General features: G+C 56.3%; 13 protein-coding genes. 4 read left to right on the top strand and 9 right to left on the bottom strand.

Translation table 11 applies throughout. The features are described from left to right. Nucleotides 1-67 precede the first annotated feature (67 nt). The 6 genes from nuoF to lrhA form a co-directional block, all read right to left on the bottom strand. Nucleotides 68-1408 carry an NADH-quinone oxidoreductase subunit NuoF gene (nuoF, locus tag LB453_RS08650; protein ID WP_199187289.1) on the bottom strand — a complete coding sequence of 447 codons (1341 nt, stop codon included), beginning with the start codon at nucleotides 1406-1408 and terminating at the stop codon, nucleotides 68-70. Between the two features lie 2 nt (nucleotides 1409-1410). Continuing rightward, a complete protein-coding gene (gene nuoE, locus LB453_RS08645) occupies nucleotides 1411-1926 on the bottom strand; it encodes an NADH-quinone oxidoreductase subunit NuoE (RefSeq protein WP_081140392.1) in 516 nt (171 codons plus the stop codon). Nucleotides 1927-1928: 2 nt separating this feature from the next. Next, nucleotides 1929-3728 carry an NADH-quinone oxidoreductase subunit C/D gene (gene nuoC / locus LB453_RS08640; RefSeq protein ID WP_103794156.1) on the bottom strand — a complete coding sequence of 600 codons (1800 nt, stop codon included), beginning with the start codon at nucleotides 3726-3728 and terminating at the stop codon, nucleotides 1929-1931. A gap of 116 nt (nucleotides 3729-3844) precedes the next feature. Then, nucleotides 3845-4522: a NuoB/complex I 20 kDa subunit family protein gene (locus LB453_RS08635; RefSeq protein ID WP_103794157.1), complete on the bottom strand. Its 678-nt coding sequence runs from the start codon at nucleotides 4520-4522 to the stop codon at nucleotides 3845-3847. Nucleotides 4523-4537: 15 nt separating this feature from the next. After that, nucleotides 4538-4975 carry an NADH-quinone oxidoreductase subunit A gene (locus LB453_RS08630; protein ID WP_033750490.1) on the bottom strand — a complete coding sequence of 146 codons (438 nt, stop codon included), beginning with the start codon at nucleotides 4973-4975 and terminating at the stop codon, nucleotides 4538-4540. Nucleotides 4976-5638: 663 nt separating this feature from the next. Next, nucleotides 5639-6562 carry a transcriptional regulator LrhA gene (lrhA, locus tag LB453_RS08625; RefSeq protein WP_224481688.1) on the bottom strand — a complete coding sequence of 308 codons (924 nt, stop codon included), beginning with the start codon at nucleotides 6560-6562 and terminating at the stop codon, nucleotides 5639-5641. Between the two features lie 753 nt (nucleotides 6563-7315). Here lrhA and LB453_RS08620 point away from each other — a divergent pair. The 3 genes from LB453_RS08620 to yfbR all read left to right on the top strand — a co-directional run bounded on the left by LB453_RS08620 (nucleotide 7316) and on the right by yfbR (nucleotide 9407). Next, nucleotides 7316-7492 carry a hypothetical protein gene (locus tag LB453_RS08620; protein ID WP_158253380.1) on the top strand — a complete coding sequence of 59 codons (177 nt, stop codon included), beginning with the start codon at nucleotides 7316-7318 and terminating at the stop codon, nucleotides 7490-7492. Nucleotides 7493-7521: 29 nt separating this feature from the next. Continuing rightward, nucleotides 7522-8739, top strand: a complete 1218-nt coding sequence (locus tag LB453_RS08615) for a pyridoxal phosphate-dependent aminotransferase (protein ID WP_103794158.1) — start codon at nucleotides 7522-7524, stop codon at nucleotides 8737-8739. Between the two features lie 68 nt (nucleotides 8740-8807). After that, nucleotides 8808-9407 carry a 5'-deoxynucleotidase gene (gene yfbR / locus LB453_RS08610; RefSeq protein WP_103794159.1) on the top strand — a complete coding sequence of 200 codons (600 nt, stop codon included), beginning with the start codon at nucleotides 8808-8810 and terminating at the stop codon, nucleotides 9405-9407. Nucleotides 9408-9419: 12 nt separating this feature from the next. On the opposite strand, the gene LB453_RS08605 is transcribed toward yfbR, so the two are convergent. The 3 genes from LB453_RS08605 to yfbV form a co-directional block, all read right to left on the bottom strand. Next, nucleotides 9420-10079 (bottom strand): sugar phosphatase, encoded by a 660-nt coding sequence (locus LB453_RS08605; RefSeq protein WP_103794160.1) that lies wholly within the window; start codon nucleotides 10077-10079, stop codon nucleotides 9420-9422. An 11-nt stretch (nucleotides 10080-10090) separates the two neighbouring features. Further along, nucleotides 10091-10585: a YfbU family protein gene (locus tag LB453_RS08600; RefSeq protein ID WP_224481687.1), complete on the bottom strand. Its 495-nt coding sequence runs from the start codon at nucleotides 10583-10585 to the stop codon at nucleotides 10091-10093. Nucleotides 10586-10730: 145 nt separating this feature from the next. Continuing rightward, the gene (yfbV, locus tag LB453_RS08595) at nucleotides 10731-11183 is read right to left on the bottom strand and encodes a terminus macrodomain insulation protein YfbV (RefSeq protein ID WP_033750506.1); all 453 of its coding nucleotides are present in this window, start codon (nucleotides 11181-11183) and stop codon (nucleotides 10731-10733) included. 341 nt (nucleotides 11184-11524) lie between these two features. Between yfbV and ackA the strand changes: the two genes are divergently transcribed. Continuing rightward, nucleotides 11525-12727, top strand: coding sequence for an acetate kinase (gene ackA, locus LB453_RS08590; protein WP_048780908.1), 1203 nt, complete (start codon nucleotides 11525-11527; stop codon nucleotides 12725-12727). The last annotated feature ends 6 nt before the right edge of the window (nucleotides 12728-12733 follow it).

The following is a 12733-nucleotide window of genomic DNA, read 5'->3' as shown; positions in this document are numbered from 1 at the left end:
CGTTAATCATATTCTCGCCCCGGTCAGGGGGCTGCGGCGCAGAGCCGGTTCCGTGTGCTGCGGCGAATTACCAGCGCGCTTTCAGCAGGTTAGGCTGAATACCGCTAATCGCGCGCGTATTGCCAAACACCTGCGGTGCCATGCCGGCTTCAAACTCTTCACGGAAATATTTAATCGCGCTCTGCAGCGGTTCCACCGCGCCAGGCGCGTGGGCGCAAAAGGTTTTACCTGGGCCGAGCTGGCGGCAAAGCTGCAGCAGGGTTTCGATATCGCCCGGCTGACCTTTGCCCTGCTCCAGCGCGCGCAGGATCTTCACGCTCCACGGCAGGCCGTCGCGGCACGGCGTACACCAGCCGCAGGATTCGCGCGCGAAGAACTCTTCAAGGTTACGCACCAGCGACACCATATTGATCTCGTGATCCACCGCCATTGCCAGCGCCGTGCCGAGACGGCTGCCCGCTTTGCCAATGCTGGCAAATTCCATCGGCAGATCGAGATGCTGCTCGGTGAGGAAGTCGGTGCCCGCGCCGCCCGGCTGCCAGGCTTTAAAGCGCAGACCGTCGCGCATCCCGCCAGCGTAATCTTCCAGAATCTCGCGTGCGGTGATGCCGAACGGCAGTTCCCACACCCCTGGGTTTTTCACGCGGCCAGAGAAGCCCATCATCTTGGTGCCGGCATCTTCGCTTTTCGACAGGCCTTTGTACCACTCGACGCCGTTCGCCAGGATCGCCGGAACGTTCGAGAGCGTCTCTACGTTGTTAACGCAGGTCGGCTTGCCCCACGCGCCCGCGCTCGCCGGGAATGGAGGCTTGGAGCGCGGATTGGCGCGACGCCCTTCCAGCGAGTTGATCAGCGCCGTCTCTTCGCCGCAGATATAGCGGCCAGCGCCGGTGTGGACAATCAGCTCAAAGTCAAAGCCGGTGCCGAGAATGTTCTTGCCGAGGAAGCCCGCTTCGGTCGCTTCCGCGATGGCGCGACGCAGGTTGACCGCCGCCTCGATATATTCGCCGCGCAGGAAGATATAGCCGCGATAGGCTTTCAGGGCGAAGGCGCTGATCAGCATGCCTTCCACCAGCTGGTGCGGCATCTGCTCCATCAGCAGGCGGTCTTTATAGGTGCCCGGCTCCATTTCATCGGCGTTACACAGCAGGTAACGGATGTTCATGGACTCATCTTTCGGCATCAGGCTCCACTTAAGACCGGTGGAGAAGCCCGCGCCGCCGCGCCCTTTCAGGCCGGAATCTTTAACTGCCGCAACAATCTCGTCCGGTGCCATGCCTTTCAGCGCTTTTTCCGCGCCGGCATAGCCGTTTTTGCTGCGGTACTCTTCGAACCATACCGGCTGCTTGTCATCGCGCATGCGCCAGGTCAGCGGGTGCGTTTCCGCAGTACGAATGATCTGTTTGATGGTCATTGATACTGCTCCAGTAGCGAGGCGATGCCTTCCGGCGTCAGATGAACGTGGGTATCTTCATCCACCATCATGGTCGGGCCTTTGTCGCAGTTGCCCAGGCAGCAGGTGGGCAGCAGCGTAAAGCGACCGTCCGCCGTGGTCTGGCCGGGCTTGATGTTGAGATTCTGCTCCAGCGCCGCCTGAATGCCCTGATAGCCGGTGATATGGCACACAACGCTGTCGCAATAGCGGATAACGTGACGGCCAACCGGCTGGCGGAAAATCTGGCTGTAGAAGGTGGCGACCCCTTCAACGTCGCTGGCCGGAATGCCCAGCACCTCGGCGATGGCGTTGATGGCACCGTCTGGCACCCAGCCGCGCTGCTTCTGCACGATCTTCAGCGCTTCAATTGACGCCGCGCGCGCATCTTCATAGTGGTGTTTCTCGTGCTCGATGGCGTGATGCTCTTCCGCGCTCAGCACGAAGACCTCAGTTGGGTCGATCGTATGAATGGCAATTTTTTGATCGTGCATAATTAGCGGTCCACGTCTGACATAACAAAATCGATACTACCGAGGTAAACGATCAGGTCGGATACCAGGCTGCCGCGGATCACCGACGGGATCTGCTGCAGGTGCGGGAAGCTCGGCGTACGCACGCGGGTGCGGTAGCTCATGGTGCTGCCGTCGCTGGTCAGGTAGTAGCTGTTGATTCCTTTGGTCGCCTCAATCATCTGGAAGGATTCATTGGCCGGCATCACCGGACCCCATGAGACCTGCAGGAAGTGCGTGATCAGCGTTTCGATATGCTGCAGCGTACGCTCTTTCGGCGGCGGCGTAGTCAGCGGGTGATCCGCTTTAAACGGCCCTTCCGGCATATTGTTCAGGCACTGCTCAAGAATGCGCAGCGACTGCCACATCTCTTCCATCTTCAGCTGTACGCGGGTATAGGCGTCGCTGATGCCAGCGCCGACCGGGATCTCAAAATCGAAGTTTTCATAACCTGAGTACGGACGCCATTTACGCACGTCGAAGTCCAGCCCGGTGGCGCGCAGCGCGGCGCCGGTGGTGCCCCAGGCCAGCGCCTCGTCCATGTTATAGGCGGCGACGCCTTTGGAACGGCCCACCAGCACGCTGTTGCGCAGCGCGGCCTTGTCATACTCTTTCAGACGCTTCGGCATCCAGTCGAGGAAGTCGCGCAGCAGGCGCTCCCAGCCCTTCGGCAGATCGTGCGCCACGCCGCCGATGCGGAACCAGGCCGGGTGCATACGGAAGCCGGTAATGGCTTCGACCACGTCATAAATCTTCTGGCGATCGGTAAAGGCAAAGAACACCGGCGTCATCGCGCCGACGTCCTGAATAAAGGTTGAGATATAGAGCAGATGGCTGTTGATGCGGAACAGCTCGGAGAGCATGACGCGAATTACGTTGACGCGATCCGGCACCACAATGCCAGCCAGCTTTTCTACCGCCAGCACGTAAGGCATCTCGTTAACGCAGCCGCCGAGATACTCCACGCGGTCGGTATAGGGGATGTAGCTGTGCCACGACTGGCGCTCGCCCATCTTCTCTGCGCCGCGGTGGTGATAGCCGATATCCGGCACGCAGTCGACGATCTCTTCGCCATCCAGCTGCAGGATGATACGGAAAGCACCGTGCGCCGACGGGTGGTTCGGGCCCAGGTTGAGGAACATAAAGTCCTCGCTGTTGGTGCTGCGCTTCATGCCCCAGTCTTCGGGTTTGAACGTCAGCGCCTCCATCTCCAGGTCTTCTTTCTGCTTGGTCAGCGTAAAGGGATCGAACTCTGTCGCGCGCGCCGGGTAATCTTTACGCAGCGGATGGCCTTCCCAGGTCTGCGGCATCATGATGCGCGTCAGGTGCGGGTGGCCGTCGAAGGTTACGCCGAACATCTCCCAGGTTTCGCGCTCGTACCAGTTGGCGTTCGGGAAGATTTTCGTCAGCGTCGGCAGATGCAGATCGTTTTCCGCCAGCGCTACCTTGAGCATGATGTCGCGGTTACGCTCGATTGACAGAAAATGATAGAAAACAGAAAAATCCGCGGCAGGCAGACCGGCGCGGTGGGTACGTAAACGCTCGTCCATACCATGCAGGTCATACAGCATGATGTACGGCTTCGGCAGTTTACGCAGGAAGGTCACAATCTCCAGCAGCTGTTCGCGCTTTACCCAGACCACAGGAATGCCGGTGCGGGTTGGCTGAACGGTAAAGGCATCCGGCCCAAAACGGTTACGCAGCTCGCCGATCACCGGGTCATCCAGGTGATCCCGGGTTTGCCATGCAGGCTGAGCGAGATCGTGCGTGGTTAAATCTGTCATACGTTACTCACCATTCCGGCCTGTCGCCAGGCACTCAAAAGAAGGCGTCAGGATGGGCCGCGCATTAAATTGTCATGTTTTGCTGCGGGCGTGGAATCCATCCATGTACGGTGTTCTTACACTTCGTCAGGGGCGCGAAGAGTGGTTACGGCGATGCGCTCACCGCGTTTTCTTTCACGTTCCGACTGCATATTGGCGCGGTAGACGCCCTGATCGCCGACAACCCACGACAGCGGACGGCGCTCTTTGCCAATCGACTCGCGCAGCAGCAGCAGCGCCTGCATATAGGCTTCCGGGCGCGGCGGGCAGCCAGGGATATAGACGTCAACCGGCAGGAATTTGTCCACGCCCTGCACCACGGAGTAGATGTCGTACATGCCGCCGGAGTTGGCGCAGGCACCCATCGAAATCACCCACTTCGGCTCCAGCATCTGGTCATAGAGACGCTGAATCACCGGCGCCATTTTGGTAAAAGGCGTTCCGGCGATAACCATAAAGTCCGCCTGACGCGGCGAGGCGCGCATCACTTCCGCACCGAAACGCGCAACGTCGTGCACGGCGGTAAAGGAGGTGGTCATCTCTACGTAGCAGCAGGACAAACCAAAGTTATAGGGCCACAGGGAGTTCTTACGGCCCCAGTTCACCATGTCATGCAGGGCATGCTCGAGCTTGCCCATGTAGACGCTGCGATGAACGTGCTGCTCAAGGGGATCGGTAACGATCTCCTGTTTTTGCAGAGGATAACGGTCGTTCTCACCACCGTTGGGGTCTATGCGGGTGAGCGTATAGTCCATCAGATTGCCTCGCTTTTACTGCTTATGAGGGTTGGTGTGACCGATCGGGCTGGATTTGACCACCACGCGACGACGTGCAGGCGCCCAGTCCAGCGCGCCGATACGCACCAGATAGACCAGCCCCGCCAGGAGCACCAAAATGAAAATTGCGGCTTCCACAAAGCCGACCCAGCCGCTTTCGCGGATTGAGGTCGCCCATGCGTATAAAAAGAGCGCTTCTACGTCGAAGATGACGAAGAACATCGCGACGAGATAGAACTTCGCCGAGAGACGGATATGGGTGTCGCCAACGGATTCGATACCGGATTCAAACGGGGTCTCTTTATGACGGGCGCGGGCGCGGCCGCCTAAGAGCCATCCTCCGGTAAGCATAAAGGCGCAAAGGCCGAAAGCGATAATGACAAATATGATAAACGCCCAGTGATGAGCGACGACTTCGGTGGCTGTTGACATACTCTTTGCTTACTCATCAAAAGTGGCGATGGCATCCTGCGCGGGTCACTTGCAGCAAACGCACCACATCGATTCAAGGGAAGGAAAAAAACCTTATAAATTATGCTGTCATTATCAATTAGGCAGCAATTTTATGGGGTTTTTTACTCCTTTCTATAACCTTTTGTCAACTTTGACAAAAGTATCCAAACATTATTTTACACGCGCATCAAAATTTTAACATATGATGCGCGCGTTGCCAGCTAAATCGCTTCAGTCTGTATGGTCTTTTAGAATGTCGCGTGAATTCAAATGCATGGATCGTGCATTTTACCAACGTATTCTGGCAGGCTTTTGCGCTTTTTCCTTCCCCTTGTCAGGGGTATTTTTTTGATCCAGGACACAAAACTGGCCTTTTTGTCCTTTTTTTCAGCAAATGTTGCCTAAATACGGAACAGAGTTTTCACATCTTCAGAAAGAGAATTTCATCTTTGCTCAGAACGGAATAGCGCTTTGCTTTGGTTAACGGACGCAGAGAGCTTGTGTGAGATAACGGCGAGAAAAAGGGTGCGTTAAGGGGATAAAAAAAGCCCTTCGATGCAAAAGCATAACGAAGGGCTTTTTTATTACAGTTTTAACAACTGGCAGGCGGAAGAAAGTGAGTTGAACAGCAGCCTCTGCCGCTTACTCCTCATCATCCAGCAACAGCGTCCCATCCGGATTGGCGCTCAGGTTGTAGGGATCGTTGGTGGACTGCATGGCGTTGAAAATCGCCAGCGCCAGCTCGTTATCGCTGTCTGGATTGCGGCACAGCAGATACTGCGTATCCGGCAGCACCGGCAGCCCTTCCGCCGCACCCATCACGCGCAGTTCTGGACTCATCATCTCAACCGGACGTGTCGTCACGCCCAGACCCGCTTTTACCGCGGCGCGCACTGCAGCCAGGGTAGAGGCGACGTAGGAGATGCGCCACGGAATGCCCGCTTCATTGAGGTGATCGATCGCCATATCGCGATACGGGCTGGGTTCGTCCAGCAGCACCAGTGGAATTGCTTCGCCGCGCTGAAAGATATAGTCCGCCGCGCAGTACCACAGCGTCGGCGACGTGCGCAGCACCTGATGGGTAAAGCTGCCAGGACTGGAGGTGGTTACAACCAGATCCACTTCGCCCTGGTTCAGCATCTCCATCATAAAGGGGTTACGTTTTACCCGGACGTCGATCGCCAGCTTCGGATAGACCGAGGTCACGCGGTTAAGCAGGAACGGCAGGATAGTATCAGAGGTATCATCTGAGGCGCCGATAGTCAGCACGCCCTGAATGTTGCTGTACATCAGCGATGTGCAGGCCTCGTCGTTGAAGCGCAAAATTTTCCTGGCGTAGCCTAAAAGCTGAATACCGTGTTCGGTTAATAATTTATTACGTCCATGTCTGGCAAACAGCTCTTTACCTACCAATTGCTCCAGACGCTGCATCTGCTGGCTGACGGCCGACTGGGTTCGGCACACAGCGGCAGCGGCCGCCGCAAACGTATTCAGGTCCGCAACGGCCACAAACGTTCTCAGCAGATCGAGGTCGAGATTCAGTATCGGACGATTTGCATTAGTCATGTTTTCTTCACTTATAAGATTTTTAAAAAACTACTACCCTGGTGTTATTACGCTACTTATCAAAGAGATAAGTGGTAATTATGCTCATTGCCGGTCCTGTGTGAGACCGCCAAAGAAATTCGTGTCAGACGTATACCGACAAACGCGCATCCCGAAGTAGCGAGAAAGCAGCGTTGAGTAGACAGAAACAACTTCTGGACCGACAGCGCGGGAGCGCAATTGCAGGAAGCTGCGTTGGTGTCTAGGGTTCCGTACCTACAGCGGACGGAAAAAGCCGACTACAGGATTATGAATTGCGTAGCAGCTAAATGCGACAAATAATAAATTATACTTAATCATTTTTAACTTCAAAATGGAAATGATTTTGTGAAAAGCATCGTAATTTTTGACCAGATCGCATTTCAGGGCCATCCTGGCACATCGCTGCCCACTTTTTAACCGACCCGTATCTGAAAGTCGAGATAAAGTGAGAAGATACGCCTTAAATACCTTTTATCGGGTATGGAGTGGCCCTTTCGCACAGGGAACTTTTCCGGCTATTCAGAGCCGCTAAGCCGCCCCGGCGGGCGCAATCGTTTGCCGGTTGGCTTACTGGACGATCGCCTCGGCTGTTTTTTTAAACATTCGTATAAAATAGCTTAACTATTTCCTGATTCATCTAACTGCTCACCTGCTCATCTTTCAGCCAGAAACTTCTCATTCGTTTCTCTGGCCGCCGGACAGCGCCGTTTACACTCAAAAAGGCGTATTCCAGTGAAAAATATTGCCTGCACGCCAAAAATCAGCCTCTTTAACCAGTTAATTGCAAAGAAATTAGGCTTTACGCCATCAGGGCCGCAAAAAGATGGCAAAGACGCCAAAACCTGCCGCTGCCCTTCTTTTGTCGCATTGAGGAGAGTACATTGTGCTGGTTTGATTCTGCGGCAGTAAAAGGATTCTGCCCATAAAGGCGATTAATAATGACTTTTCAAATTGATAAATCCGGCAAGCTGGAAAACGTCTGTTACGACATTCGCGGGCCGGTACTTAAAGAGGCTAAACGTCTCGAAGAAGAAGGCAACAAAGTTCTCAAGCTCAATATCGGCAACCCGGCGCCTTTCGGTTTTGAAGCGCCTGACGAGATTCTGGTCGATGTAATCCGTAACCTGCCGAGCGCGCAGGGCTACTGCGACTCCAAAGGGCTCTACTCGGCGCGTAAAGCCATTATGCAGCACTACCAGGCGCGCGATATGCGCGACGTCACGGTGGAAGATATCTATATCGGCAACGGCGTTTCCGAGCTGATCGTGCAGGCGATGCAGGCGCTGCTGAACAGCGGCGACGAAATGCTGGTGCCCGCGCCCGACTATCCGCTCTGGACGGCGGCGGTGTCGCTTTCCAGCGGCAAGGCGGTGCACTATCTGTGCGACGAGTCGTCTGACTGGTTCCCGGATCTTGACGATATTCGCAGCAAAATCACGCCGCGCACCCGCGGCATCGTGATCATTAACCCGAACAATCCCACCGGTGCGGTCTACAGTAAAGCGCTGCTGCTGGAGATCGTCGAGATCGCGCGTCAGCATAACCTGATCATTTTCGCCGACGAAATCTACGACAAGATCCTTTATGACGCGTCGCAGCACCACTCGATCGCCGCGCTGGCGCCCGATCTGCTGACCGTTACCTTTAACGGCCTCTCCAAAACCTACCGCGTGGCGGGCTTCCGTCAGGGCTGGATGGTGCTTAACGGGCCGAAGAAACACGCGAAAGGCTATATCGAAGGGCTGGAGATGCTGGCCTCGATGCGTCTGTGCGCCAACGTGCCGGCGCAGCACGCTATTCAGACCGCGCTGGGTGGCTATCAGAGCATCAGCGAATTTATCGCGCCGGGCGGCCGTCTCTATGAGCAGCGCCAGCGCGCATGGGAGCTGATCAACGATATTCCCGGCGTCAGCTGCGTGAAGCCGAACGGCGCGCTCTATATGTTCCCGCGTATCGACGCGAAGAAGTTCAACATTCACGACGACCAGAAGATGGTGCTGGACTTTCTGCTGCAGGAGAAGGTGCTGCTGGTTCAGGGCTCCGCCTTTAACTGGCCGTGGCCGGACCATGTGCGCATCGTAACGCTGCCGCGCGTCGACGATCTGGAGATGGCGATCGGCAAGTTCGACCGTTTCCTGCAAGGCTATCGTCAGTAAAACCTGCCGCGTATACTGACAGCATTTGGGGAGGCGTGACGCTTCCCCCGTTGCTGACAGGATAACGCATGACCCGAAGCCACTTTTTCGCCCATCTTTCCCGCCTTAAACTGATCAACCGCTGGCCGCTGATGCGTAACGTGCGGACCGAAAACGTGTCGGAGCATAGCCTGCAGGTCGCAATGGTGGCGCATGCGCTCGCCGTAATTAAAAACAAAAAATTCAGCGGCACGCTCAACGCCGATCGCATTGCGATGCTGGCGCTCTACCATGACGCCAGCGAAGTCCTCACCGGCGATCTACCGACGCCGGTGAAGTATTACAATGCGCAAATTGCCCACGAGTATAAAAAGATCGAAAAAATCGCCCAGCAGAAGCTGATCGAGATGCTGCCGGAGGAGCTGCAGGAGGTTTACCGCCCGCTGCTTGACGAACATCAGCACAGCGAAGAGGAGCAGTCGGTGGTGAAGCAGGCGGACGCGCTCTGCGCCTACCTGAAATGCCTTGAAGAGTTATCTGCAGGCAACAATGAGTTCCTGCTGGCCAAGGCGCGTCTGGAGAAAACCCTGCAGCAGCGCCGTTCGCCGGAGATGGACTACTTCGTCGAGGTATTTATTCCCAGCTTTAGCCTGTCGCTGGATGAGATCTCACAGGAGTCGCCGCTGTAACGCGGCGGCGCCTCACTCTTCCCGCTGCAGAGAAAAGCCGCCTTCAGCCTGCGGCGTCACCCGCAGCGACGCCAGCGAGCGAAGCTGCATCAGGGTTTCCCCCAGGCGCGGCGTATCGGCGGGCGCGTTAAGCGCGATGACCGCGCAGCGGGCGTTCAGGCCAGAGAGAATGCCGGCAGGCGCGTCCTCGACCACCACGCAGCTTTCCGCCGCCAGCCCCAGTTTCTCCGCGCCAAGCAGATAGGGATCGGGCGCCGGCTTGCCCTGCTCTACCTGTTCAGCGGTGATAAAGACCGACGGCAGCGGCAGTCCGGCGGCCTTGTGACGCGCGTGCGCCACCGGCACCGAGCCGGAGGTCACGATAGCCCAGGGGATCTGCAGCGCGTCCAGCCGCGTCAGCAGCGCGTGCGCGCCCGGCAGCGCCCGTACGCCGTCGGTATCCTGCGCTTCATTTTGCTCCAGCGCGCGAAACTCCGCCTGAATGGCCGCTTCCGGCTGACCCGCCATAAAATGGCGCAGCGAGGCGATCGCCTGCTTGCCGTGAATAAAACTCAGGATCTCTTCAGCGGCGATGCCGTGCCGCGCTCCCCAGTTGCTCCATGCGCGCTCTACCGCAGGCAGCGAATCCACCAGCGTGCCATCCAGATCAAATAAAAAACCGCTATAGGTCACAGGCACTCCCGTCAGGCATTGATAATCTGCGCGATTTCCGTCGCGCTAAGGTGATATTGACGTGGACAAGTGTGCCACACCGCCAGCATGCGTCGATACTTTTCCCACATTGGCGTCTGCGCATTAAAGCCGTGCGTGCCGGAGTCGAAGTGAGTATAGCGACCTTCGGTATTGACCATAAAGCGCACGTAGCCGAGGAAGCGCGCTTCGGTGGCCGCATCAAAGCCGAGAAAAGCGAGGCGGTGCTCGTCCAGCGAGCCTTTATCGCCAAGATTCGACCAGGAGACATGCAGCGCATGGTGCATTTCCATAATGTCGATAATGGTGCGGCAGGTCTCTTCCGTCAGTTCGCCAAACTCTTTATCCAGCTCGCGCATCTGCAGCCCATAGCCGCGCTCGATAATGGTCTGGTAACGGCGATAGCGTTCGGCGTTGTCAGGCTCCAGCATGGTCATCATTTTGTACTGGTTAGAGAGAATCAGACGCTGTGCGTGGGTCATTTCCATCATAGGCTCCTGGGCCGACAGGCCGCTCAAGTATTAGACGGAAAATAGTGGCATAAGGCGAATGATGCGGGTATGCCCGCACCACTTTTCTTTGATTTAGACCCGGTTGAGCAACAAATTCTCTCTGCGGGAAAAGGGTGGTCGATCAAAGATCGTCGAGGAAGGTGCGATCCAGCTGTTTAAATGCCCGCTTCAGCAGGTCAGCCAGCGCCTGATAGGTCGGCTTGCCCTCAACCGGCGCAATGGCCTGGCCCGCCTCTTCCAGACGGGCGCGCACCTCGTGAAACCAGTGCAGCAGCGTGGGCGGCAGCGGCGTCACCGAGCGTTTGCCCAGCCACCATAGCCCCTGCATCGGCAGACTGCAGGCAAAGAGCGCGGTGGCGACCGCCGGACCCAGCTGCCCGCCCAGGGCGATTTGCCAGCTCAGCGTGAACACCGCCAGCGGCGGCATAAAGCGGATGGCGAACCGGGTCACGCTCGATACGCGATTTTCAGGAAAGATCGGCGCGAGGCGTTTGTCATTCGGCCAGGTCTTCATATAGTGCTGGCCGTTTTGAAAAATACGGAACCAGCCAGTATTGCCAGAATCATTCGCCATGGCGGACCTCAACTAAACCTGCAAAAAATAAAATTAATTTATAACTACACAACTTTACGTGACGTCCTTCAAAACTTTTTGTCTTTAAAGGGCACTCTCGCTATCCTGACCCAGCCTCTCAATAACCTACTGGAAGCGGGCAAAAACGTAAATCACAAACGTAGCGGCTAGCTTCCGCTAAGCAAATTTCAAAAATTTTTGTAAAATTACCGAAATTTTTTTGCGGAGAAGCAACATTTTGACTACCGCAACGGCGTTATGATTAAGCATCCCGCTTTCATGGGCTACGCTGATAGTCTGATTGCCTTTTTTTTAGCCACTTTTAACAAATAGGTACTTCCATGTCGAGTAAGTTAGTACTGGTTCTGAACTGCGGCAGCTCTTCACTGAAGTTCGCCATCCTGAATGCCGCCAGCGGAGAGGAATATCTGTCCGGCCTGGCTGAATGTTTCCACCTGCCGGAAGCGCGCATTAAGTGGAAACTTGACGGAGAAAAACATGAAGCCCCTCTGGGCGCTGGCGCCGCACACAGCGAAGCGCTAAATTTCATTGTTAAAACTATTCTGGCACAAAAACCAGAGCTGTCGGCACAAATTGCTGCAATTGGTCATCGCATTGTGCATGGCGGTGAGCAGCTGACGGAATCGGTCATTATTACCGACGCCGTGGTGCAGGGGATCAAAGACAACGCCTCTTTCGCGCCGCTGCATAACCCGGCGCATCTGATCGGCATTGAAGAGGCAATGAAAAACTTCCCGCATCTCTCCGACAAGAATGTGGCAGTTTTCGACACGGCGTTCCATCAGACGATGCCGGAAGAGTCCTATCTCTACGCCCTGCCCTACCGCCTCTATAAAGAGCACGGCGTTCGCCGCTACGGCGCGCACGGCACCAGCCACTACTATGTGACGCACGAAGCGGCAAAAATCCTTAACAAACCGGTCGACGAGCTGAACATCATTACCTGCCACCTCGGCAACGGCGCCTCGGTGGCGGCGGTGCGTAACGGCAAGTGCGTCGATACCTCAATGGGTCTGACGCCGCTGGAAGGTCTGGTCATGGGCACCCGCAGCGGTGACATCGATCCGGCGATTATCTTCTATCTGCACGATACGCTGGGCATGAGCGTCGACGCCATCAACAAGCTGCTGACCAAAGAGTCTGGCCTGCTGGGCCTGACCGACGTCACCAGCGACTGCCGCTACGTCGAAGACAACTACGAAACCAAAGAGGACGCGAAACGCGCCATGGATGTTTTCTGCCATCGTCTGGCAAAATACATCGGCAGCTATAGCGCGATGATGGATGGCCGCCTGGACGCGGTGATCTTTACCGGCGGCATCGGCGAAAACGCGGCGATGGTGCGCGAACTGTCGCTGAAAAAGCTGGGCCTGCTCGGCTTTGAGGTCGATCATGAGCGCAACCTGGCGGCGCGCTTCGGCAAATCCGGCTTTATTAATAAAGAGGGCACCCGCCCGGCAATTGTCATCCCGACCAATGAAGAGCTGGTGATTGCCCAGGATGCGGCGCGTCTGACCGCCTGATGTTCC

Source organism: Pantoea agglomerans, assembly GCF_020149765.1.
Lineage (GTDB): Bacteria > Pseudomonadota > Gammaproteobacteria > Enterobacterales > Enterobacteriaceae > Pantoea > Pantoea alvi.
Note: the sequence above shows the minus strand (reverse complement) of the source record. Positions and strands in the feature narration are given on the sequence as shown.

Coding starts and splice junctions, on each gene's coding strand:
- ackA (WP_048780908.1), top strand. CDS start 11,525: ATGTCGAGTAAGTTAGTACTGGTTCTGAACTGCGGCAGCTCTTCACTG.
- LB453_RS08600 (WP_224481687.1), bottom strand. CDS start 10,585: ATGGAAATGACCCACGCACAGCGTCTGATTCTCTCTAACCAGTACAAA.
- LB453_RS08635 (WP_103794157.1), bottom strand. CDS start 4,522: ATGGACTATACGCTCACCCGCATAGACCCCAACGGTGGTGAGAACGAC.
- LB453_RS08615 (WP_103794158.1), top strand. CDS start 7,522: ATGACTTTTCAAATTGATAAATCCGGCAAGCTGGAAAACGTCTGTTAC.
- nuoC (WP_103794156.1), bottom strand. CDS start 3,728: ATGACAGATTTAACCACGCACGATCTCGCTCAGCCTGCATGGCAAACC.
- lrhA (WP_224481688.1), bottom strand. CDS start 6,562: ATGACTAATGCAAATCGTCCGATACTGAATCTCGACCTCGATCTGCTG.
- yfbR (WP_103794159.1), top strand. CDS start 8,808: ATGACCCGAAGCCACTTTTTCGCCCATCTTTCCCGCCTTAAACTGATC.
- LB453_RS08630 (WP_033750490.1), bottom strand. CDS start 4,975: ATGTCAACAGCCACCGAAGTCGTCGCTCATCACTGGGCGTTTATCATA.
- yfbV (WP_033750506.1), bottom strand. CDS start 11,183: ATGGCGAATGATTCTGGCAATACTGGCTGGTTCCGTATTTTTCAAAAC.
- nuoE (WP_081140392.1), bottom strand. CDS start 1,926: ATGCACGATCAAAAAATTGCCATTCATACGATCGACCCAACTGAGGTC.